This window comes from Empedobacter falsenii (genome assembly GCF_019308355.1).
In the GTDB taxonomy this organism is placed as follows: Bacteria; Bacteroidota; Bacteroidia; order Flavobacteriales; family Weeksellaceae; genus Empedobacter; species Empedobacter falsenii_B.
In genome coordinates this window covers 1-24,960 of the sequence record NZ_JAAGKM010000015.1, presented here as the reverse complement: position 1 = coordinate 24,960, position 24,960 = coordinate 1, and the positions used below count along the sequence as shown (strand labels likewise).

At 30.9% G+C, this 24,960-nt stretch carries 20 protein-coding genes and 1 riboswitch; of the genes, 17 read left to right on the top strand and 3 right to left on the bottom strand.

Annotated elements, in window-relative coordinates; all coding sequences use genetic code 11:
* Window positions 1-264: 264 nt before the first annotated feature.
* The 12 genes from udk to G0Q09_RS07730 all read left to right on the top strand — a co-directional run bounded on the left by udk (window position 265) and on the right by G0Q09_RS07730 (window position 14,659).
* Complete coding sequence (gene udk, locus G0Q09_RS07785; RefSeq protein ID WP_219034477.1) at window positions 265-933, top strand: uridine kinase; 669 nt, start codon at window positions 265-267, stop codon at window positions 931-933.
* Window positions 933-1,322 (top strand): FtsB family cell division protein, encoded by a 390-nt coding sequence (locus G0Q09_RS07780; RefSeq protein ID WP_219034476.1) that lies wholly within the window; start codon window positions 933-935, stop codon window positions 1,320-1,322. Before udk ends, G0Q09_RS07780 begins: the two co-directional genes overlap by 1 nt.
* Window positions 1,315-2,589 carry a methylmalonyl-CoA mutase family protein gene (locus tag G0Q09_RS07775; RefSeq protein ID WP_219034475.1) on the top strand — a complete coding sequence of 425 codons (1,275 nt, stop codon included), beginning with the start codon at window positions 1,315-1,317 and terminating at the stop codon, window positions 2,587-2,589. Before G0Q09_RS07780 ends, G0Q09_RS07775 begins: the two co-directional genes overlap by 8 nt.
* A gap of 127 nt (window positions 2,590-2,716) precedes the next feature.
* Window positions 2,717-3,883: a THUMP-like domain-containing protein gene (locus G0Q09_RS07770; protein WP_219034474.1), complete on the top strand. Its 1,167-nt coding sequence runs from the start codon at window positions 2,717-2,719 to the stop codon at window positions 3,881-3,883.
* 62 nt (window positions 3,884-3,945) lie between these two features.
* The gene (locus G0Q09_RS07765) at window positions 3,946-6,123 is read left to right on the top strand and encodes an FUSC family membrane protein (protein WP_219034473.1); all 2,178 of its coding nucleotides are present in this window, start codon (window positions 3,946-3,948) and stop codon (window positions 6,121-6,123) included.
* A gap of 3 nt (window positions 6,124-6,126) precedes the next feature.
* Window positions 6,127-7,926: an ABC transporter ATP-binding protein gene (locus G0Q09_RS07760; protein WP_219034472.1), complete on the top strand. Its 1,800-nt coding sequence runs from the start codon at window positions 6,127-6,129 to the stop codon at window positions 7,924-7,926.
* Between the two features lie 60 nt (window positions 7,927-7,986).
* Window positions 7,987-8,661 (top strand): hypothetical protein, encoded by a 675-nt coding sequence (locus G0Q09_RS07755; RefSeq protein WP_219034471.1) that lies wholly within the window; start codon window positions 7,987-7,989, stop codon window positions 8,659-8,661.
* A 54-nt stretch (window positions 8,662-8,715) separates the two neighbouring features.
* Window positions 8,716-10,104: a TolC family protein gene (locus G0Q09_RS07750; protein WP_219034470.1), complete on the top strand. Its 1,389-nt coding sequence runs from the start codon at window positions 8,716-8,718 to the stop codon at window positions 10,102-10,104.
* A 1-nt stretch (window position 10,105) separates the two neighbouring features.
* Window positions 10,106-11,089: an HlyD family secretion protein gene (locus tag G0Q09_RS07745; protein ID WP_219034469.1), complete on the top strand. Its 984-nt coding sequence runs from the start codon at window positions 10,106-10,108 to the stop codon at window positions 11,087-11,089.
* 7 nt (window positions 11,090-11,096) lie between these two features.
* A complete protein-coding gene (locus G0Q09_RS07740) occupies window positions 11,097-12,278 on the top strand; it encodes an ABC transporter permease (protein ID WP_115001148.1) in 1,182 nt (393 codons plus the stop codon).
* Between the two features lie 35 nt (window positions 12,279-12,313).
* Complete coding sequence (locus G0Q09_RS07735) at window positions 12,314-14,203, top strand: ABC-F family ATP-binding cassette domain-containing protein (RefSeq protein WP_219034468.1); 1,890 nt, start codon at window positions 12,314-12,316, stop codon at window positions 14,201-14,203.
* Between the two features lie 67 nt (window positions 14,204-14,270).
* Window positions 14,271-14,370: riboswitch (SAM-I-IV-variant riboswitch) on the top strand.
* A gap of 43 nt (window positions 14,371-14,413) precedes the next feature.
* Window positions 14,414-14,659, top strand: coding sequence for a hypothetical protein (locus G0Q09_RS07730; protein WP_219034467.1), 246 nt, complete (start codon window positions 14,414-14,416; stop codon window positions 14,657-14,659).
* Window positions 14,660-14,716: 57 nt separating this feature from the next.
* On the opposite strand, the gene G0Q09_RS07725 is transcribed toward G0Q09_RS07730, so the two are convergent.
* A complete protein-coding gene (locus tag G0Q09_RS07725) occupies window positions 14,717-16,204 on the bottom strand; it encodes a helix-turn-helix domain-containing protein (protein WP_219034466.1) in 1,488 nt (495 codons plus the stop codon).
* 117 nt (window positions 16,205-16,321) lie between these two features.
* On the opposite strand from G0Q09_RS07725, the gene aceB reads away from it, so the two are divergent.
* Together aceB and aceA are read left to right on the top strand one after the other, a co-directional pair.
* The gene (aceB, locus tag G0Q09_RS07720) at window positions 16,322-17,908 is read left to right on the top strand and encodes a malate synthase A (RefSeq protein ID WP_219034465.1); all 1,587 of its coding nucleotides are present in this window, start codon (window positions 16,322-16,324) and stop codon (window positions 17,906-17,908) included.
* A gap of 77 nt (window positions 17,909-17,985) precedes the next feature.
* Entirely contained in the window at window positions 17,986-19,263 is a 1,278-nt protein-coding gene (gene aceA, locus G0Q09_RS07715; RefSeq protein ID WP_257468114.1) for an isocitrate lyase, read from the top strand.
* 51 nt (window positions 19,264-19,314) lie between these two features.
* Here the strand turns inward: aceA and G0Q09_RS07710 are convergent, their stop codons facing one another.
* Together G0Q09_RS07710 and G0Q09_RS07705 are read right to left on the bottom strand one after the other, a co-directional pair.
* Window positions 19,315-19,752: a hypothetical protein gene (locus G0Q09_RS07710; protein WP_219034464.1), complete on the bottom strand. Its 438-nt coding sequence runs from the start codon at window positions 19,750-19,752 to the stop codon at window positions 19,315-19,317.
* Between the two features lie 9 nt (window positions 19,753-19,761).
* Window positions 19,762-20,952, bottom strand: a complete 1,191-nt coding sequence (locus G0Q09_RS07705) for an MFS transporter (protein ID WP_219034463.1) — start codon at window positions 20,950-20,952, stop codon at window positions 19,762-19,764.
* Between the two features lie 293 nt (window positions 20,953-21,245).
* Between G0Q09_RS07705 and G0Q09_RS07700 the strand changes: the two genes are divergently transcribed.
* From G0Q09_RS07700 to G0Q09_RS07690, 3 genes are all read left to right on the top strand, one after another.
* Window positions 21,246-22,121, top strand: a complete 876-nt coding sequence (locus tag G0Q09_RS07700; protein WP_219034462.1) for a helix-turn-helix domain-containing protein — start codon at window positions 21,246-21,248, stop codon at window positions 22,119-22,121.
* 93 nt (window positions 22,122-22,214) lie between these two features.
* Window positions 22,215-24,164 (top strand): oleate hydratase, encoded by a 1,950-nt coding sequence (locus G0Q09_RS07695; RefSeq protein WP_219034461.1) that lies wholly within the window; start codon window positions 22,215-22,217, stop codon window positions 24,162-24,164.
* Between the two features lie 175 nt (window positions 24,165-24,339).
* Window positions 24,340-24,762, top strand: a complete 423-nt coding sequence (locus G0Q09_RS07690; protein ID WP_219034460.1) for an organic hydroperoxide resistance protein — start codon at window positions 24,340-24,342, stop codon at window positions 24,760-24,762.
* Window positions 24,763-24,960: the final 198 nt, after the last annotated feature.

Genomic DNA, 24,960 nt, shown 5'->3' with positions numbered 1-24,960 from the left:
TTTGCACTCGATTAATAATACATGAGTACTGTGAAGTACTTTTTTTGTGTCAAAAAATTAAAAATGTTTAAGAAGTCTCTAAATAATCGATTAAACAAAGAATCAATCGCAATGCAGATTGTTGACACTTTATTTTTATTAAACACAACAACCATCAACTCTACAAATAAAAATCATATACCAAGTCAAGATTCATTCATATTTTATTTTAAATTCTGAAAGGAAAATTTTATCTTTAATGAAATTTTAATGTTTAGTCTTGCAATGAATACTAATAAAAAAATTAAAAATCATAATAAAAAAAAGATGCTAGTAATTGGAATTGCAGGTGGAACAGGTTCAGGAAAAACTACTGTTGTTAATAATATTTTGAGAGACCTAAACGCCGAAAGTGTAATTGTTATTTCGCAAGATAATTATTATAAAGATCATTTGGATTTATCTTTTGAAGAACGCTCAAAAATAAATTTTGATCACCCAAGATCAATTGATTTTGAATTATTAAAAGAACATGTTTCATTATTAAAAAGTGGTATTTCTATAGAGCAACCAGTTTATTCATTTATTACTCACAGCAGAAAAGACGAAACAATTCTTACTCACCCACAAAGTGTTATTATTGTTGAAGGAATTTTAGTTTTAACAGATCCAGAATTAAGAGATTTATTTGATGTTAAAATCTTTGTGCATGCAGATTCTGACGAACGTTTAATTCGTCGCGTACGCCGTGATATACAAGAACGTGGGCGCGATTTAGACGAAGTTTTAACACGTTATCAAAAAACGTTAAAACCTATGCATCAGCAATTTATAGAACCATCTAAAAACTATGCAGACATTATTATTCCGAATATGAAAAAGAAAAATTCTGTCGCAATCAAAGTTTTATCAACTGTAATTAAAGAAAAACTCAACTCGAAAACTACTGTATAATGAAAGAAAAATCGGAAGAAATCTTTGACAAAGAACTTACACCAGAAGTACCGAAAAGAAAAATTAAGGATACACGTGTATTCAAATTTGTTTGGAATCCTTACTTTGTTCTAACGGTTGCGTTTGCTGTTTGGATGATTTTTTTCGACCAAAATTCTTTTTTCGTACATCGCGAGTTGGATAAACAAATCAAATTATTAGAAGTTGATCAACAATATTACCAAGAACACTTGGATACTGAGTCTGAAAAATTAAATCAACTAAATAGTAATCCTGCTGAAATTGAAAGGATTGCAAGAGAAAAGCATTTCTTGAAAAAAGATGATGAAGATATTTTTATCATTCAGCAAGAAAAAGTTACGAAGCCGCAAAATAAAGAAAATGAGTAAGTTATTTGAAAATTTTGATTCTATTTCTGAAAAAGAATGGAAAAATAAAGTTCAAGTCGAGCTAAAAGGTTTAGAATATAATGAAACTTTGGTTTGGGGAACGAACGATCAAATAAATGTAAAACCATTATATACAAAGGATGATGTCGATTATTCGGCTGTACAACCATTACCAAAATCCTCAAAAGATTGGAAAATTATTTCGAAATATACTGGAAATAAAAACCAAGATTACAGCTTTTTGTATGGATATTTGATTAATCAAAATCAAATTGATTCATCGTTAGAACTTCCTAATTATCTAGATTTATTTATTAAATATAATGGAACTTCTGATTTAAAATCGCTTGAAAATCTTCCAAATCTGAAATATTTAGATTTAGATATTTATGGATATTTGGCACAGAATGGACTTTGGCAAAATGATTCAGAAAAAGCATCAAAAGAATTGGTGAAAGAAGCTTTGGCATTGAAAAATTTCGAAAAAGTAATTTCAATTCAAGGAGATGTTTATCAAAATGCTGGAGCAAATCATGTTCAACAAATTGCGATTACACTTGCACATGCAGTAGAATATTTAGAAAATTTTGGAGCTGATATTGCGGACAAAATTTATTTTAAATTTGCTGTTGGAAGTAATTATTTCTTCGAAGTTGCGAAATTAAGAGCATTTCGCTTTTTATGGAAAATGATTTTGGAGCAATATAATAAAGAAAGTGAAGCATTTATTTTCACTTCAACATCCGATCGCAATAAATCTAAATTAGATATTTACAACAACGTTATTCGCTCTACAATAGAAGCTTCTTCGGCTATCTTCGGATCAAGTGACGCTATTTTTGTTGGATCATATGATGAAGTTAATAAAGAGTCTGATTTTGGATTAGAATTAGCCGCAAAACAACAATTATTGTTACAAAAAGAATCTTATTTGAATCAATTTACTGATCCTGCTGCTGGTTCTTTCTACATTGAAAGTTTGACAAATCAAATGGCTGAAAATGCGTTAGAATTGTTTAAAACAATACAAAATGTAGGTGGATTTGTGAATGCTTTACAAAATGAAACTATTCAAGATTTTATTTACACAAGCGCGAAAAAAGAGCAAAAAGATTTCGATGAGCAAACCATTAAATTAATTGGTGTAAACAAATTTAGAAACCCTGCAGATGTGATTGAGAAATCGCCAAAAGAAAAAGTGGTAAAACAAGCACTTTTTGTTCCGATTGTTCCAACTCGTTTGGCAGAAAAAGAGGAAAAAAAATAGTTTTTACATGAATTGGATGCCAATTTCATTAAAAGAACTTAATAATATAATCGAAACTTCAGTAGCTGTGATGGATACTGAAGTTTTGTGTTTAATAAAATAATATTTTACGTCAAAAAATAACATTTTGAATCCAACTATTTTAACAAAAGAATTTCAAGATTATCTGAAAATAATCGAACATGAAGACATCAAATCTATAGGTTTGAAAAAATCGTTGTTTGAAGAAATTTCTTCTGCTGAAATTGCACAACAATTGAAAGGAATTCAAGTTTCAAAACATAAATTTCCAACACTTTATTCGACAGAAAATATTTATTTTCCGCCTTCAATTAATTTGGAACAAGCAAGTTCAGAAGCCACAGCAAATTATAAATCAACTTTAGTTAAAGGAAAAAATTTGATTGATTTAACCGCAGGTTTTGGAATTGATACCATGGCTTTTGCAAAGAATTTTGACAAAGTATATCACATCGAACAAAATCCTGAATTGAGTGAGATTGTACAACATAATGCTAAAATTTTAGCGCCAAATTTAGAAACCTATACAGGAACTTTTCAGTCTTTTTTTGAAGAAAATCCTACATTAAAATTTGATGTTATTTATCTCGATCCAGCAAGAAGAAATTCGAGCGGAAGAAAATTTATTTTAGAAGATTTAGAGCCAAATATTTTAGAATGGATTCCAACTTTTTACGAAAAAACGGAGAAAATTATCATCAAGCTTTCGCCTTTATTAGACATCACTTCTACCCTACAACAAATTGATTCAATTTCTGAAATACACATTGTTGCATTAAAAAATGAAGTGAAAGATTTTCTAATCATTTTAGATAAAAATTCTTCGACAAAAAATCCTTTGATAAAAGCTGTTAATTTAGAAAATAATCAACCCGAATTTTCTTTTCATTTTGAAGAAGAATATAGTGCGAATGCAAGTTTTGGAGGAATTCAACGTTATATTTACGAACCAAATGTTGCGATTCTAAAAACTGGTGCTTTCAAATTATTGAGCGAAAAATTCAATCTTCATAAACTTCATCAGAATACTCATTTGTATACTTCGAATGAACTTTTAGAGAATTTTCCTGGAAAAATTTACTTGATTGAAGAAGAAATTAAAAATCAAAAAAAAGAAATTCTAAAAACAAAAGCGAATTTATTAGTCAAAAATTACAATCAGCCAATAGACGTTATCAAGAAAAAATTCAAAATTATTGATGGCGGTACAACAACTTTAATTTTTACTCAAAGCATTGATGGGTTTCATATTCTAAAAACTTCACGAGTTTAGTTGGGTTTCGAAAAAAGTTGTGTTAATTTTATACAACAATTTTCAACCTTAAAAAATTACACTTGAAAATCATCAATAAAATTGAAAACTTTATCTACGGAGAAGCGCTTTCAGATGGCTTAAAAACTTCCTTAGCGATTATCATTCCGCCTATCGTAGCCAGCTTGTTTGGCGATTTATATGCCGGTGTAACGATAAGTCTTGGTGCAGTTTTAGCACACATGACGGATACACCTGGTCCATTTAAAGAACGCCGAAACCTGATGTGGCTTTCCGTGCTCTTGATTTTCCTTGTTTCATATTTCACCAAAACGATTAACAGTTACCCAATATTTCTAGGTATTTGTTTAACACTTATCGTATTCTTTTCTAACATGTTAACCGTTTGGGGACAACGTACAAGTGCGCTTGGAATGGTCATTATGATGTCAATGGTAATGAATATGAATGATTTACGACATGAGTTAAGTCCTCTTCATATTGCACTTTTTGTGACTGCTGGAGCAGCTTGGTACACTATTTTTAGCCTAGCTATTAGTACCTTTCGTCCTTATCGTATGGCGCAGCAAAACTTAGCTGACACAATGATTCATATTTCTGAATACATTCGAATCAAGGCTTCTATGTTTGATAAAGATTCAAATTACGATGATATTATCAAAAAATTAATCGATGAACATGTTGTAATTAACGAAAAACAAAGTTTAGTTCGTGAATTAGTTTTTTCGAACAAAAAATTGGTAAAAGACCAGACACCAATTGGGCGTTCGATTGTGTTTATTTTCTCTGATTTGGTGGATATATTTGAGAATGTAACAGCAAATCAATACGATTATGTAAAAATTCGAGAAGTTTACGGTGATACAAAAGCAATGCGCAAAATCTATAATTTAATGAATAAATTAGCGCATGAGCTTAAAATGATTGCTTATCATATTAACTCGAACAAACGTCCTAAACAACCTACTTTTGACTTTGAAGTTGAGTTGAAAAAGATTGATGATGCCATCAAAGAATTATATGCAGAAGGACAAAAACCAATCGTTTTATCTAAAATTTATATCAATCTAAAGCAAATTGTTTATAAAATAGAGTTTATCCATAAATTTTTCTATGATGATTCATTCACTGAAAAAAAGAAAAATCCACTGGATCATGCCGAACATTTTGAACCTACAGTTGATTATTCTTTACGAAAATTAAAAGATCATCTGAATCTAAAATCTTCAATTTTTAGACATGCAATTCGTGCATCAATTGTAATGTTATTAGCTTATGGCGTCACATTTATTATTCCGATGACTTACCATAGTTACTGGATTTTGATGACAGTTTTAGTAATTTTAAAACCTGGTTTTAGTGTAACAAAAAAACGAAACTTTCAGCGTTTGAAAGGAACAATTGGCGGTGGATTAGTTGGAGTTTTAATATTATTGATAATTCCTCAACACAGTATCCGATTTGCTTTAATGCTTATTTTCATGTTAATGGCCTACACTTTTATTCGTCACAAATATGCAATTGGTACATTTTACTTAACCGCGTATATTCTTATTTCGTTTAGTTTTTATTCGCAAAAAGATTCATTGTATATTATTCAAGAACGTTTTATTGATACACTTGTTGGAGGATTTATGGCGTTTATTTCGAGTTATTTGATTTTACCAACTTGGGAAAAAAATAATATGAACGAATATATTCAAAAAGCATTGATTGCAAATTATGAGTTTATCTATTTGGTTTTTAAAAAATTAGCCGACAACGAAGTTTCTACAACAGATTATAAATTAGCTAGAAAAGATGTTTTTATTGCAATGGCAAATATTAATTCAGTTTTTCAGCGTGTAATTTCTGAACCGAAAGGAAAACAAGAAAATGCTAACGTACTGAATAAATTCACCATTTTCAATCAATCATTTGTCTCATATTCAGTTGGTTTAGTTAAAATTTTAAAGAAAAACAATTCCGTTATTTTAACTTCAGAACATATTCGATTGATGAAGAAAATTTTGCAATTATTGTTACAAAACATTCGGCTTTACGGTGAATATGAAACAGAAAATTTACCAAAAACAATAGAGTTTAGAGAAAAAACTGTTGTTTATACGGAAATTGAAACAGAGGCTTTGCAAAATGATTCTGAACTGATTGAAGATTTGTTAGAGTATTTATACGAGATTGCTTACGATTTTACAAAAGTTGGTCACGTTTTTGTGAAAGAACAACCGTTAAAAGAATAAAAAATGACAATCATCCAGCTGTTTAAAAATCTACGTCCATTTGTAAAACCTTATCGTTCTTTGGTTGTCGCAACTTTGCTCCTAACCTTAGTTGGATCTTTTACTTCACAAGTAAATGCCCTTATTTTACAATATACCGTAGATTCTATAAATGGTTTGGTTGAAGCTGGAAAAGGATTAAAAGAAGGTCTGAAAATCATTTCGTTTATTTCAATTGTTTTGATGACAAAAGAAATCTTGAATGCTTTTATCACATTTGGTCAAAAATATTATGGTGAAAAACTTCGAATTTTTGTTTCGCAAGATTTAGCACAAACCATTATCGAAAAGATTTTGACGTATCGAATGGCATTTTATACAAATCAAGATAATCAAGCAGGAAAACTTCAAACCCGTATTGACAGAGGAATTGAAAGTCTGACGCGTTTAGTTCAAAACTTTTTCATCGATATTCTTCCACTTTTTGCCAATTCAATTGTTGCTTTAATTTTGATGTTCAATGCTAATTTTTATGTTGGATTGGTTGGACTTTGTATCGTTCCGATATATTTCATCATCACGCAACAACAAGCGAAAAAGCTGAGTGGTTGGCGACGAAACTTAAGAGGTTATCGTGAACAAAAATCACAAGGAATTATCAGCATAATTGATTCAATTACAGTAATTAAATCATTTAACCGAGAAGATATAGAAGGTAAAAAACAACTTGATTTGCAAAAAGAATTGACGAATAATCAAATGCAAACACGCAAAACAAGCTTCTTTTTTGATGGTTTAAAATCTTTTATCGAGCAGTTTGGCGTAGTGATTATCATTATTTTAACTTCGTATTTGGTTCTTGATGGACAAATGACAATTGGTGCAATTATGTTTCATATTTTGTTGTTTAACAACGTTTCGGCTCCAATTCGCCAACTGCATCGTATTTATGATGAAATGAATGATGCTATGATTTATTCGGAAAGTTTCTTTGGTATTTTGAAAGCAGACAACGAAAAAGAATCATCTGGAAATTATATTCCAACAAATCTAAAAGGAAAATTCGAAATTCAAAATGTTGACTTTTCTTATCCAAATGGTTACAAAGCCTTGAAAAATATCAACATGACAATTCAACCCAATAAAATTACTGCTTTAGTTGGTTTGTCTGGTGCTGGAAAAAGTACTGTCATTAATTTATTAGATAAATTTTATCAACCTGATGTTGGAAAAATTCTATTGGACGGAATTGATTTAGAAGAATATGACACACAATTTTTACGAGACAATATTGGTTTGGTTTTACAAAAAAATCACATTTTTAATGGAACTATTGAAGAAAATATACGATACGGAAATGTAAACGCAACTTTCGAAGAAATAGAAGATGCCGCAAAACGTGCTTATATTCATGAACAAATTATGGACTTGCCAGAAGGTTATCAATCCAAAGCCTTATTGTTATCTGGTGGTCAACAACAACGCATCGCCATAGCACGTATGTTTCTAAAAAATCCCCCAATTATTTTCTTGGACGAACCTACTGCAAGTTTGGATGCAATTGCCACGGAACAGATTAAAAATAGTTTGGATGCCATCAAAAAAGATCGAACAGTTATCATTATTTCGCATAGTATTTCTCAAATTATCGATGCCGATTATACGTACGTGATGAAACAAGGCGAAGTTGTAGAACACGGGATTCATGAAGATGTCTACAAAATGAACGGCACTTATAAAGAGATTTTTGATGCGATGGCAAAAAGCTTAAACATTGAAAAAATTGCCAAAACTTTAGACGATGAAGAAGAAGAAAATTATTAGCAATAATTTTATTATAAAACATTATAAATCACTACCTTTAAAGAGGTAATAGGATAGTGTATGAAAAAATTAGTTTATTTTATTGTTTGGGTATTGTTTTCTACCCAATCTTGCGAGCAAAAAAAAGAAGCTCCAAAAGAATTAGCACTTAATACGGTAACTTACGAAAGTGCTTTAGATGTTCCTGTAAATAAAGTTGGTGTTCTGATTAATGTAGATTCCCTTGGTTTTTTCGATTATAATTCTCAAAATTTAGATCAAAGCATTGATTCAAAATCAATTGAAAATCAGCTTAAACAAATAAATTCTAAATTTGATATTGTAAAAATAATTCGTGATAAATCTGAAAAAATATTAAACGATAACAAATATACTTATCAAATGATTGATAAATTTGATAAAAAGTTAGTCCCGAATGAATTAATCACAAAGGAAAATGTAAATCAAGTTAAATTTAATGATTTAAAAAAAGCGATTAATCAAGATGATTTAGTTTTGATTAATGTAAAATCGGGTCTTGATTATGATCCTGCCAACAAACAGAAATACATCGCAAAAACATATGTCTATATTAATATTTTAGATCTTAAAAATAAAACTTTAAAGTATAGTGAAACTGCTGGAGGAACGAAATATTTTGATAAAGATATTAATAAAATTACAACTGATTATTTACAAAAAATGATAAAAGAATCTTTAAATGAAACAATAAATCTTATTGATAAAAAATATTAAATTTCTTTTAATTGGTCTAGTTTTTGTTATAAAAGATTTAAAAAAAATAATTATATGTTAAAAAATTTATTTTGGAGTTTTTTTTCAAGTATAACTTTAAGTCAAATTGGTTATTCCCAAGATATTATAAATCCACAACTTAAAGCTCCTATTATTAATGCTATTGAAACAAATTATGGCATTAAAAATAAGTTTTTAGAAATAGAAAAAAATAAATTCCAAATGGAAGAAATAAAAGGAAAATTAAAACCTGATGTCTCTGCCTTAGCACTTGGAAGTTTTTTCTATTCAAATGGAACAATAGATATACCTACAAAATCATTAGATCACTTAGGAATTATACTTTTTGAAGAAAATCAAAACTTTAACACTTCTATGTTTATTGGATCTATTGGTGTAAATGCTAAACAAGTTATATTTTCTGGTTTACAAATACCAAATGCTATAAAAGCAATCGAAGAAAAAAATGTAGCTTTTGATTATTTAGCTGAATCAGAAAAAGAAAGTATAGCTAAAGATGTTATACAAACTTTTGATCAAATCATGTTGTTAGATAAAATACAAGAATTAATAAATAGTTCTTCTAAAAGGTTAAATAAAGAACATTTAAAAGTTCAAAAAGCAATACAAAATGGATTAGCAATACCTTATGATAGAGAAAAAATAAAACTTGCTTTATTAGAATTAGAAACTAAACAAATAGAGTTAAACGGAACAAAAAAATTATTGTATGATAAATTAACTACTTTAACTCATCTTCCTACAGATAATTTAGAAATCATCCATTATAACTTATCTCCAATTGATTTATTTTCTAATGAATATTCACTAGAAAATAAACAAGAAATAAAAGCTCTAGAACATTCTATAAAAGCTTATGAGTTTCTATACAAAAAGGAAAAAGGAGCTCATCTACCTCAAGTTTTTGCATTTGCAAATAGTAATTACTCCTCTATTTTTGGACAAAGAATGAATCTAAGAAACGCTGGCGAAAACAATAAGGATGTAAACTTAAAAGTTAATCAATTAACTTTTTTTCCAAATATTCTTGTAGGTGTTGGAGCAAAATGGGAAATATTTGATGGAGGACAACATAAAAATAAACTTTATCAAGTAAAATCTGATATAAAAATCAATGAAAATAAACTTGAAGACACTAAAGAAAAGTTAAACCTTCTTCTAAAGAAAAATAAAATTGATTATGAAACTTCTAATGAAAAACTTAAAGTAAATGAACAGCAAAATACTGTTGCAACAAACAATCTTGATATTGCATCTAAAAGATTTGAACAAGGATTAATTGATGTAACAGAAAGATTATCTGCTGAGAATGATTATTACAAAGCTAATTTAGGTTATTACTCACAAATTTTAGATCAACGATCAAAAACATACGAGATATTACATACATCAGGCGAATTATTGAATAAAATTTTAAACTAACATGAAAACTATTTTACCTTATATATATACAATTACTGGAATTTTATTATTATCAAATTGTAAATCTTCAGATACTACTACAGAACAATCTATTTTTCAAGGAAAAGTAGAAAGAGATCAAATTTCTGTTGTCACTAAAATACCTGGAAGAATAAAAGAATCTTTAATACATGAAGGTGATCAAGTAAAAGAAGGACAAACTCTATTTATTCTAGAACTTCCTGAAGTTGATGCTAAAAAAAGTCAAGCTGAAGGAGCTGTATACTCTGCAGATGCTCAATACGAAATGGCGAAAAAAGGCGCTACAAACAATCAAATCAAACAATTGAGAGCTAAGGTTAATGCCTTAAAAGAACAATTAGACTTTGCAGAAAAATCTAATAAACGTCTTAAAAATATGCTTAGAGATAGTTTAGTTCCTCAGCAAACTTATGATGAAGTTTACACTAAATATCAAGGAGCTAAAAATCAATATATAGCAGCAGTTGCTGAATTAACTGAAGCTGAAGATGGAGCTCGTATAGAACAACAGCATATGGCTTTAGGGCAAAAAGAAAGAGCATTAGGAGCATTAAAAGAAGTTGGTGTTGCTGATGATGAAAAAAATGTCAAAGCTCAACAAGATATGACAATTGAAACAATTAACTTAAGAGTTGGTGAATTGGCATCTGCTGGATATGCAATTGCAAGTGGAATATTAGATCAAACAACTTTTTTCCGTTTTTCTATTCCAGAAAACTTAGCTGGAAAAGTAAAAAAAGACCAAATAGTTACAATAACTGTCCCTTATAAAAACAATCTTAAATTAAAAGGAAAAATTGTATATATAAAAGCTTTAAGCTCTTATGCAAATATTAATACACCTTATCCTGATGTTAATCAACAACAATCATTATATGAAATTAAAGTTGTGCCAACTGATGTAAAAGCAGCTGCTCAATTATTTACTCAAGCTAATGTATTGTTAGATTTAACTACAAAATAGAAAAAAGATGAAAAATATATTTCATTTAATTATTCGAGAATTCAAACTTTTTTTTAAAAATCCTGTTCTCCCTGTTCTATTCATTGGAGCGCCAATATTATATGGTGTATTAATAGGAAATGTATATAAAAAAGGGAGTGTAACTAATTTACCAATTGTTATTGTTGATGAAGACAATACAACAACTAGTCAAAAGGTTATACAAATGATTGATGATAATGAATCATTAAAGGTAGCTGAAATATTACCTTCCACATTCAATACCAAAGATATTGCATTAAAAAATGGTGCAGATGTTGTTCTTGTTATTCCTAGAAATTTTCAATCAGACATACTACAACAGAAAAATCCTGAAATTGTATATTTTGTTAATGCTTCTAATACATTAACATCAAATACCGCTTCTATTGCAGTAGCAACAGTATTAGGAACAATGAAAGCTGGTATAACAATTCAATCACTACAGAAAAAAGGCGTTCCTGAATTTGCAGCAGCTCAAAATTATGAGCCATTTAAATCAACAATGATAAGACAAAATATACGAAGTGGAAACTACTTGTATTTCATGCTTCCTGGAGTTTTATTAACTGTATTTCAACAAGTTTTATTATTAGGCTTAGCATTGTCATTTGCTCAAGAATTTGAAACAGGCACTTTTAAAGAATTAGTTTCTAAAGCATCAAATCCATTCAAAATACTATTTGTAAAAACGTTTCCTTATATTTTTATGTCAATATTCATTTATCTTTTATATTATGGATTTGGGATGTTTTATGATATGAAATTAGAAACCGAATTTTGGCCATTTTTCACTTCTTCTCTTGCATTCATTTTAGCCGTTTGCTTTTTAGGATTTTTAGTCAGCATTCTCCTTCCAAGCCAACTAAAAGCAACCGAAGTTTTGATGGTTGTTGCAACACCAAGTTTCATTTTAAGTGGATTTACATGGCCTTTAAGTCAAATGCCAAAATGGATTCAAGCAATTGCAGATTGCATTCCATTAACACATTATTTGAAAATATTCCGAATACTTTTCATCGAAAAAGGCGATCCTGCGTTAATTCAACCACATTTAAATAATCTAATTGTAATAGGAAGTATTTGCTTTGTCTTATCTTTGGCTATTCTAATCGTTAAAATAAGAAAAGCTAAACAATCGATGAAACAAATCGAAACAGAAAAGATTTAGCATCTTTTTTTAATTTACAAAACAGATAATAAACCATGAATTTTCTTACAGTTGAAAATCTAACCAAATCATACGGAATCAGAACTTTATTTGAAGATGTAAATTTTCATGTAAATGAAGGAGACCAAATCGCATTCGTAGCAAAAAATGGAAGTGGAAAATCTACTTTACTTAAAATTTTAGCTGGATTAGAAACTGCCGATTCTGGCGAAGTTCGTCCAAATAAAGGTGTTAAAATCTTGATGTTGGATCAAAGTGATGACTTTGACGAAAACTTGAAAAGTGAAGAATATATTTTCAATCATTCGAATGAAGTTTTAGATGTTGTTCGTCAATATGAAAACATGATCGAAAATGACCCAACAAATCCTGATTTAATTGATTTAATGGGAAAAATGGATGTTTTAGATGCATGGAAAGTTGAGCCAACAATCAAAGAAATTTTATCAAAATTGAAGATTGATTTCTTGGATCAAAAAATTGGAAAACTTTCTGGTGGTCAGCGTAAACGTATTTCTTTAGCGAAGTTTTTGATTGATTTAAGTTTCGAAACTGGATATGTTCTTTTAATTTTAGATGAGCCTACCAACCATCTGGATATAGAAATGGTGGAATGGCTTGAATATTTCTTGAACAAAGAAAACAAAACATTGATTTTGGTTACGCACGATCGTTATTTCTTAGATGCAATTTGTACCAAAATTCTCGAAATGGAGGACAAAACATTGTATGTACATTCGGGAAATTACGAAACTTATATTACGAACAAAGCATTGCGTATCGAAAATCAAAATGCAACAATTGACAAAGCGAAAAACCTTTATCGTAAAGAGATTGAGTGGATGCGTCGTCAACCACAAGCGCGTACAACAAAGTCTAAATCTCGTATTGACGCGTTTTATGATACCGAAAAAGTAGCTAAACATAAAATTGTCGATCAACAAGTAAAATTAGAGATGGTAATGACGCGTTTGGGTCAAAAAATCATCGAAATGGAACATGTTTCGAAAGCATTTGGTCAAAAGAAAATTTTAGATGATTTCTCATATATTTTCGCTCGTGGTGGAAAAATTGGTTTAGTTGGAAAAAATGGAGTTGGTAAAACGACTTTCCTAAAAATGTTAGAAGGAATCGAAACTATGGATTCTGGAACAATTGAACGTGGAGAAACCTTAAATATTGGACATTTCAAACAAGATGGAATTGATTTCAAAGAAGATGAGCGCGTCATAGAATTTGTGAAAGATATTGCCGATTTTTTCCCGCTTGCAAATGGAAAAGAAATGCGTGCAGAGCAATTCTTAGAAATGTTTTTGTTTACGCCAGAACAACAACATACTTTTATCTCAAAGTTGAGTGGTGGAGAGAAAAAACGTCTGCAATTATTAGCAATTTTGTATAAAAATCCTAACTTTTTGATTCTCGATGAGCCAACAAACGATTTAGATTTACCAACTTTGACGGTTCTTGAAAGTTTCTTAGAAGAATATCAAGGTTGTTTATTAGTTGTTTCCCACGATAGATATTTTATGGATAAAGTGGTTGATGAATTAATGATTTTCGAAGGCGAAGGAAAAGTTTCTCGTTATATGGGAACGTATACCGAATATCATATAGAAAATAAAAATAAACCTGAGTCAGAAGATAAAAAAGCTGAAAAAGAAATTTCAATTCAAGAAAAAGTAGAATCAAAAGAAAAAATAAAAGAAGCCAAACCAAGAAAATTATCGTTTAAAGAACAACGAGAATTAGAAGAAATTAATAAATCTTTACCAATTCTTGAAGCCAAAAAAGAAGAATTAACAAATTTACTTTCCGACCCAAATTTAGGTTATGACAAAATCGCAACTATTGGAGATGAACTACAAAAAATTGTAGATGAATTAGAGGAAAAAGAATTCCGTTGGTTAGAATTATCCGAATAAAAATATTGAAAAGGAACTTTTTTGAGTTCCTTTTTTTGTTTTTAAAATTTATGCCTATATTTACTCTATCAATCATCAGGAGTTTCTGAAAAATCAGAACACCAACCGAGCCAAAACCGCGCTACGGTGGTATAGAATGAGGGCAAACGCCAAAATAAAAGGTTATTCTCCACTCTATCCTGTTGTTTTTATCATTAAAAAATTAAAACAATGGAAAATCTAAAAAATGAATTTGTCGTATTATTTCGTGAATTAACTGACAACGAATTAATCGAACGCTTTAATCAAAATGTAGGAAACAGTTCTTGGAATTCTGCAAGAAGATGTTATGTCAAAACATTATTCAACGAATTACAATACCGTAATTTTGATTGCACAACCATAGAAAGAGGAAACACATTTTCGCTTCAACATCATGTAATATTAGTTGAAAATAGATTAGAATATTTAGATTAAACATAAAAAAAGGAAAACTTAATTTAAGTTTTCCTTTATATTTTACGGTAGATAATATTACTTACTCTGCTCTTTTATAAAATCATTAATCGTAACATTTAATCGTTTATTTCGGATATCTTTTTCAAAACGAATTGGTTCAGCAACACGTTCTGCACAGTCTTTCATACCACAATTTTCACACGTAACCGCAACTTCTTTTACAGGAATTGATGGGGCATTCATAAATTTAACTTTACGTTGAGCTGATTTGTACAACACACCTATCGTTACGCTTCGTAAATAATTTGGATTAAATGGATCTTTCGTTGCTGAAGAAATCACATAATATTTTTGATTATTATTGAACGGATACAACGAAATTTGTGCAGAAATCTCATGATGATCATCTTGATGTTTTTCCAATTCTTTCAAAACATTTAACGAAACCCAACGACGACAATAATGCTCATCCGTTTCATTTGCTTGTGGCGATTGTTGTTGATTAAGGTGAAGTTCTTTCGTTAATTTATATGAATTTGAACCAACTTTTGCTGACAAACGCAAGAAAAACAAATCACGAATATTAAAATGTTTGGGTAACAAATTTGTCATTCGTTGATAAACCGTTTCAGGTGATTCGGTATATTTTCCAAGAATTTCTTGAAATTTAGACAAATCATGATGCTCTATAGCAAACAAATTCTGCATATCCTTCAACAGTTTTTCTTCTGGTAACAACAAAGCTCCAGCAAAATAAGATGCATAAAAATTGTTTAACAATTGATCAAAATTATCAAAACTTGCCCACGAAAATGTATACAAACGTTCCTTCAAATCAAGATAATTATAGCCTAATTCTTTCGCTAAAATAAATCGTTTTTGATCATTGTCAGAATTAATATTGATATACAACAGCTTTTTCTCTTTGATAAAAATAGAACGTAATTTCGCTAAATCCTTCCCTCCTAACGAAGTGAAATCTTCATAAAGAATGGTATAATTATATTCTTCTTTCAGAATTTCTTCCATCGTTTCATTTTTTACAAAATCTTCTGATTCAATCAAATATTCTTGTAAAAAACTCTTTGCAGATTTTTCAATTTCAGGGAAATAATTATCATTTGCTTCCTGAAAAGACCTCAACGAAGCCAAGAAAAAACTTTCGCGTGTAAGATTGTAATTATTACCTATTTCAATCAACGTAGAAATGAACGCATTTACCTTCATTGGTGCGTTAGAAATGATCTCAATTAAATCTCTTTCTTCAATTCCGAAGAGTTCCAAAGGAATTTCTTGCAATAAATTTGATTGTAGAATCTCAGCGACTGGCGCTAAATTCTTATCCAATTTTAAAGAAACTATCTCATCATAAGGAATTTCCAACGCTTCGGCAAGAGCAACAATTTTATCAGTTTTTGGATATTTTTTACCTTTTTCGATCTCATTCAAATACGATTTCGAAAGTCCAGTTAACTTAGATAACTTAAACAATGACAAATCTTTAGCCATTCTTACTTGTTTTAGTTTTAACCCAAAAATTAATTTAATGTATTCTTCTTGCATAATTTTTTCAAAAATATTTGGTAAATGTAAACGAATTTTTATAATTTAGCGAACGTTCGCTGGAAGTAAAATTCCGCTCGAATAACCAAAACCAAAATTACAACAAAAACACAAAAAATGGATACTATTACAAGTGAATTAAAATTATCGCAGAATAAGCTGGATAGTTATCCAGATATTTTGACAACCGAAGTGGTTAATTTTTTAACAGCTTTACACAAAAATTTCAACGAAAGACGTTTAGAACTTTTGGCGAATCGACAAGAAAGACAAATCTTTTTTGATTTGGGTAATTTTCCAACTTTTTTGTCAGAAACAAAAGAAATCAGAAATGGCGATTGGACAGCAGCTCCTATTCCAGCTGATTTACAAGACAGACGCGTTGAGATAACTGGTCCTGTTGACCGTAAAATGGTAATTAACGCGTTAAATTCAGGCGCTAATACATTTATGGCCGATTTTGAAGATAGTAATTCTCCCACATGGGATAACAATCTTCAAGGACAACAAAATTTAAGAGATGCAGTAGATGGTACTATTTCATTCGAAAATAATGGAAAAAAGTATCAATTAAACGAAAAGACTGCTGTCTTGCTTGTAAGACCGAGAGGTTTACATTTGAATGAAAAGAATATCATAATAGATAAACAAGAAATATCAGGCTCACTATTTGACTTTGGTTTATATTTTTTCCATAATGCACACACGTTACTTTCCAAGCAAAGTGGGCCTTATTTCTATCTTCCTAAATTAGAACATCACCTAGAAGCACGCTGGTGGAACGATGTTTTTGTTTTCGCACAAAATTATTTAAACATTCCACAAGCTACGATTAAAGCTACAGTTTTGATCGAAACTATAACAGCTTCTTTTCAGTTAGATGAAATTATTTACGAATTAAAAGACCACATCGCAGGCCTTAACTGCGGTCGTTGGGATTATATATTTTCTTATATCAAAAAATTTAAGAAACACCCAAATTTTATTGTTCCAGATCGTTCACAAGTTACGATGACTTCGCCTTTTATGGCTGCATATTCGCAAGCAGTTATCCAACGTTGTCATAAACGAAACATACATGCAATTGGTGGAATGGCTGCTCAAATTCCGATTAAGAATGATGAAAAAGTCAATGAAATTGCCTTTGAAAAAGTGAAGAATGATAAACTTCGCGAAGTAAAAAATGGACACGATGGAACGTGGGTTGCGCATCCTGCTTTGGTAAAAGTCGCAAAAGATATTTTTGACGAATATATGCCACAAGCTAATCAAATTTCCAATAAGCGAGAAGATGTTGTAACAACTGCCGAGGCTTTGTTAGAATTGCCAAAAGGAACAGTTACAGAACAAGGAATTAGAGACAATATTAATGTCGGAATTTTATACATCGAAAGTTGGTTATCTGGAAAAGGAGCCGCAGCTTTATATAACTTAATGGAAGACGCAGCAACAGCAGAAATCTCTCGTACGCAGGTTTGGCAATGGTTAAGCCAGTCGATTACGTTAGAAAACGGATGCGAATTTAACAGTGACAAATACAAAAAATTAAGAGCCGAAGAGGTTCAAAAAATAAAAAAATTAGTTGGTGAGGAAAACTATTTGAACGGAAGATTTGAAGAAGCTATTTCAATCTTTGACGAATTAGTTTTATCGCACAAGTTTACCGAATTTTTAACATTAGAAGCCTATAAGTATATTGATTAAGCCCTTATAACCAGACACACACAAAAAGAAATACACACACAACACACATTCATAAACAAAACACAAAAAACACAATTATGAGCAATCAAGAAAGAATTCAAAAGATTCGGCAGGATTGGGAAACTAATCCACGCTGGACAGACATTGTTCGTCCTTATTCAGCAGAAGATGTTATTCGATTAAGAGGTTCTTTGGACATCGATTACACTTTAGCAAGATTAGGTGCTAAGAAACTTTGGGAAGGTTTAAATTCGAAGCCATTTATGGCGGGTTTAGGCGCTTTGAATGGTAATCAAGCCATACAAGAAGTGCAAGCTGGTTTGGATGCAATTTATCTTTCGGGATGGCAAGTTGCTGCAGATGCAAATCTTTCGGCAGAAATGTACCCAGATCAATCATTGTATCCAGCCAACTCGGTTCCAATGGTGATAAAACGTATTAACAATGCGTTGCGTCGTCGCGATGAAATACAATCTGTTACCGAACAGGGAAACATTGATTATATGGTACCAATTGTTGCCGATGCAGAAGCTGGATTTGGAGGAAACTTGAATGCTTATGAATTGATGAAACAAATGATAGAAGCTGGTGCTGCTGGCGTTCATTTCGAAGATCAATTGTCATCAGCCAAAAAATGTGGTCATCTTGGAGGAAAAGTTTTAGTTCCAACACAAGAAGCAATTAACAAATTGGTTGCAGCTCGTTTAGCAGCAGATGTTTGCGGCGTTCCTACTCTATTGGTTGCAAGAACTGATGCAGAAGCTGCGAATTTGATTACTTCGGATATTGATGAAAGAGATCAACCTTTTATTATACAAGGAAGTAGAACTTCTGAAGGTTTTTACAATGTGAGAAATGGTTTGGAACAAGGAATTAATCGAGGTTTAAGCTATGCGCCTTATGCTGATTTAATTTGGATGGAAACATCTAATCCAGATCTTGGAATGGCAAGAGAATTTGCACAAGCGATTCGAGAAAAATATCCAAATCAGATGTTAGCTTATAATTGTTCGCCTTCATTTAATTGGGCAAAACATTTAACAGAAGCTCAAATGGAAACATTTCGCGAAGATTTAGCTGAAATGGGATACAAATTCCAATTCATCACTTTAGCAGGTTTCCATGCGATGAATACCTCTATGTTCGAGTTATCACGTGCATACAAAGCCAAAGGAATGGCGGGATATTCGGCATTACAAGAAAAAGAATTTGCGTTACAAGAAGAAGGTTTTGCAGCTGTAAAACACCAATCTTTTGTAGGAACACAATATTTCGATTACGTACAAAACACAGTGCAACAAGGCATTTCATCTACTACAGCTATGGCCGAAAGTACGGAAGCCGCACAATTCTAATACATACTTTTCAATTAGAAAGGACGTACCGCAACTACGTCCTTTTTTATCTTAATTAATTTTACTAATTACAAAAACTTTTCCATTCATTTCGAACGAATCTTGTTCCGATATCCCAACCAAGATTCTAGCCAAAGGAGTTTGAGTTGATAGGACAAATATCTTTTTATTCTCGAAAATAATTTCCCCAAAACTACACGCCATACAGAAATTTCCCATCGTAGTTTCAACATAACTACCTAAACCAATGGTTTTGTTCTCCACAATTTTTATTTTAGAAAACACGTCTTGCTGAATTAAAACTTCATTCAATTGATTTTGAATTCGAGTAATTTCCTGTTGCATCATTTCGCGCGACGTTTCATACTTATCACCCATACTACTTTTAGTATCGTTGTTTGAAGCACGTAAATCGTCAATCAAACCATTCAAATACGTTATTTTATCTTCGATTTGTTGTGCTATAAATTGATATAATTCTGCTTTCATTTCTTTCAATTAAATTGTTTGAGGCTTATTCTTAAATCTCAGCATGTAAATGGTTCCCAAAAGACAGATAAATGCCGAAACATAAATCACCATCGGAATGCGATCCAAATAATCCTGAAAATACCAACCCGCACACAATGCTCCAAGTCCTATCCCCGCTTCCATCGCAATATACATTGTTGCCATCGCCTTTCCACGTTCATCAGGTTTACTAAAATCTATTGTCCAAGCATTTAGTGCAGGTGAAAGAATTCCGGTTGAAATGCCATACATCAACCCCCCTAAAATCAACCCTATTTTTGCATCAATAGAAGCCAAAAGTACCAATGCAATAATCAATAAAACTAAGCCTAATTTTATCACCAACACACGCCCTTTTTGGTCAGATATCTTACCTGCAAAGAAACGAACCATCATAGATGATATTGTAAATACCATAAAGAAAACCCCTTTATTTTGAAAACCTAAATGTTCGGTCCAATCTGGAATTAATGTCAATATAGAACCATAAGCAACATACGAAAGAAACGTAATCAATGCCGCTGGCAAAGCTTCTTTTGCAAAAACATCTTGCTTCGAAATCTTTAATAATCCGAACGAAAATTTTTGTTTATTTTGCAAGGTCTCTTTCATATTGAATAAAATCAATATCGATAATAATGCAAAAAACGAAGACGTAAAAAACATCACATTAATCGATGTATATAATGTAATTGTACTTCCCAATGCAGGTCCAATTGCCATTCCGATACTGAAACAAATTCCGTGCAAGCCCAATGCTTCGCCCCAACGTTCGCGCGGAATAATATCTGCAATATAAGCTGCTGTTGCAGTGGGTTTGAAACCTGTCGAAAAGCCGTGTACCAATCTCAAAAATAAAAAACCTGAAACGGTTGTTAAAACAGGATATAAAATTCCGCACACAAAACAGACAATAGAACCGACTGCCATAATAGGTACCCGCCCCACTTTATCGGTTAATTTTCCACTAAAAGGTCTCGAAATTCCCGCTGTCAAGGTAAATAATGCAATAATAAATCCTTTGTATTCTGCTCCTCCCATGCTGCTTAAATAAGCAGGTAGCTCGGGAATCATCATATTAAAACTCGCTGAAAACAACAACGAACTCAAACACATTAAAATAAAATGGAGATTATAAACGGGATCTAAATTTAATTTTTTATTAATGGCAGAAAACATAACGGATTTTTTGCAAAGGTAATTTATCTTAACCGAAACAAACTACACAATCCAAAAGTATTACTTGTTACAAAAAATTACTACATCATTCAACATTGTTAGCCGATATTTCATTGATTATATTCATGAAATTTCTTATTTAAGAACTACTTAGTTGATATGAAAATAACTTTTACATTAGAATACAGTTAAAATACCTTATTGTATTTAATTACTTACTAAACAATTCTTATTTTAGCTTTATCAATTCTACTACCCTAAAAAAACGATCTGACCAACTATTATTTTCAAGCATGAAAAACTATGAAAACCTAAAAGAGACCTTGTCTTTTTATGGCGTAAATTGTAATAAACTATATTATATCTCATCAGGAAATCCAATTTTTGCGTTTCCTGAAAGATCTTTTCGAATCGACTTTTATGCATTTTGTATTTGTTTATCTGGCTCGATAGAAGTTGAGATAGATTCTCAGAAATATTTTATTACTCAAAACGAATTCTTAATTTCTGCTCCTTCTACTGTTTTGAAAATTCTAGATACTAACTCTAATTTTAGAATGAAATTGTTGTTTTTTGAGAAAAACTTTCTCCTTAAAAACATTTCTAATCCTTTCTTTATTGATAAACTTAATTTGTTTACACATCAAAACTTTACAGTTTGTAAGGCAAATAAAAAAGATGCGAATCATCTTTTAATGTTAATCAATTATCTTCAAGAACAACGAGAAAGAAATGTTTTGTTCTTAGAAGATATTATTCGATCGATTATTTTTACTTTACTTCTTGAAACTGCCTCTATAATTGCTGAACAATATTCAAAAGTAAATAAAAATTATTCCCGCGAAATCAACACTCTATTTTGTAAGTTTACACAACTTGTTCAAGAAAATGTTATCGCTCACAAAGACGTACAGTTTTATGCAGATCAATTGTTTATTACAAATAAATATTTGATTCACCTTGTAAAAAAAGCAACTAAGAAAACTCCACATGTTATTATTGACGAGTATTTATTAAAAGAAGCGTATGTTTTGCTTGGCTACTCAGAGAAAACAATTGTCCAAATAGCATTAGATCTAGGTTTCAACTCTTCTTCATCTTTTGGTCGGTTTTTTAAAAAATACACTTCAATTTCTCCTCAACAATATAGAAAACAACAACATATATAAAAAAAGAAATTTGGGATACAAATGACGAATTTCGGGATACTTTAGAAAAGTAATAAAGCGTAATTTTATTCTAGAATCTTAAAATAAATAATTATGGATAAAGTTACTTCAAAATTTGACAACGTTTTAAATCATTCTACTATCTACGGAAATATTGATCATCAACCAGATGCAAGTAAAGAAACACCAAGAAACACTCCAGAAAAATCTTATCCCTTCTCTGATCAAATAGGAAATTACCAACGCAATAAAGGAATTCCTACAAAATCTTATAAGGACAGTAAGGTATATATTGTGGGAAGTGGTATTGCAGGTTTAGCTACTGCCTATTATTTTATTAGAGACGGACATTTCACTCCAGAGAATATCACATTTATAGAACAACTTCAGGTAGAAGGAGGTTCGTTAGATGGAGCTGGAAATGCAAAAGATGGTTACATAATTCGAGGAGGTCGAGAAATGGATTGTACCTACGAGAATTTATGGGATATTTTCCAAGACATTCCTGCATTAGAGTTACCAGAACCTTATAGTGTTTTAGACGAATATAGATTAGTAAATGATAATGATTCTAATTATTCTATTGCACGTTTAATTCATGAAAAAGGGAAAGTAAAAGACTTTAGTAAATTTGGTTTGAATAAGAAAGATCAATTAGCTATTATCAAACTTTTGTTAAAGAAAAAAGAAGAGTTGGATGATATAACAATTGAAGATTATTTTAATCAATCATTCTTAGAAAGTAATTTCTGGACATTTTGGCGTACAATGTTTGCCTTTGAGAATTGGCATAGTTTACTAGAATTCAAATTATATATGCATCGCTTTTTACATGCGATTGATGGTTTAAATGATCTTTCTTCATTGGTATTTCCTAAATACAATCAATACGACACTTTTGTTACGCCATTAGGTAAATGGTTAAAAGAAAAAGGAGTAAAAATTCAGTTAAATACACTGGTTAAAGATTTAGATTTATTAATTAATACAGAAGGAAAAGTAGTCAAAGGAATTATAACAGAACAAGATGGACAAGATGTAATTATTCCTGTCACACCAAATGATTATGTTATTGTAACTACTGGTTCTATGACTGAAGATACTGCGTATGGAGATAATACAACGGCACCAGTTTTAGCGATAGATAATAATACTAGTGGTCAAAGTGCAGGGTGGAAACTATGGAAAAACCTTTCTGCTAAATCTCCTGTTTTTGGTCGTCCAGAAAAATTTTGTGGGAATATTGAAAAATCGTCATGGGAATCTGTTACTTTAACTTGTAAACCTTCTGCATTAGTAGAAAAACTAAAAGAATATTCTGTTAATGATCCATATTCAGGTCAAACTGTTACAGGTGGAATTATTACCATTACAGATTCTAATTGGTTAATGAGTTTTACTTGTAATCGTCAACCACATTATCCTACACAACCAGATGATATTTTAGTACTTTGGGTTTATGCATTATTTATGGATAAAGAAGGAAACTACATTAAGAAAACAATGCCTACTTGTACAGGAAACGAAATCCTAACAGAATTATGTTATCATTTAGGAATTGAAGACCAAATAGACGACGTTATTGAGAATACAATCACTCGTTCTGCTTATATGCCTTACATCACATCTATGTTTATGCCTAGAGCAAAAGGAGACCGCCCACAAGTAGTTCCAGATGAGTGTAAGAATCTAGGTTTAGTAGGTCAATTTGTAGAAACCAATAACGATGTAGTTTTCACAATGGAAAGTTCTGTTCGTACCGCACGTATTGCAGTTTATGAATTACTTAATTTAAATAAGCAAGTTCCAGACATTAATCCATTACAATACGACATTCGTCATTTATTAAAAGCAACTAAAACGTTGAACGATGATAAACCATTTATGGGTGAAGGTTTATTAAATAAAGTTTTAAAGGGAACTTATTTTGAACATATTCTACCTATTGGATCAGATTCTCCTCAAGAGGAAGAAGAAAAAGAATCTTTTCTATTAGAACAATTTGGTAAATTCAAAGAATGGGTAGGACATTTTAGAGGTTAAAATCACTATCAATTCAACATTGATTATCAGTAATATAAAATCAATAAAAGCTTCTAAATTACTAAAGATTTAGAAGCTTTTTGAGTATTACTATATTTTTTTCTATTTAAAAACAGATCTCGAAAATTTTAAAGAGACCCTAACCCAATTAATCAATAATTTAAAAAAATAACTTATGAAACCCATGTACACTACCTGTGTAACCGCAAAGGGTGGAAGAAACGGCCAGGTGAAAAGCGACAATGGCGTTATAGATTTAGCAGTACGAATGCCAAAAGCACTTGGTGGCGCGAATGATGATTTCGCTAATCCGGAAATGCTTTTCGCGGCAGGTTATTCCGCATGTTTTGACAGTGCCCTTAACAGAGTCATTATGCTATCAAAAACCGAAACCGGTGAAACCACCGTAACAGCCAAAGTAAGCATAGGCCGAATTGAAAATGGCGAATTCGGGCTTGCCGTGGAACTCGATGTGAATATCCCAGGTGTTTCGCTGGAAGAAGCGCAAGAACTTACAGAAAAAGCACATCAAATTTGCCCTTATTCTAATGCCTCCAGAAACAATATCGAAGTGAAATTATCGGTGACAAATAATTAGCGTTTCCTTGCACTTGCAAAGCCAACAATTTAACTCCCAATGTGCATAAGCTTCCGGATTTATTTCAACATTATGGGTTTACCGTAAAATTTTTTAAAAATACCGAAGAGACTTTTAGAAAGGCCTCTTTTTTTGTTCATGTTGTTTTTCTAAATTTTAGACTACAAACTAACAAAAAAAATACGGATTTTTAGGATG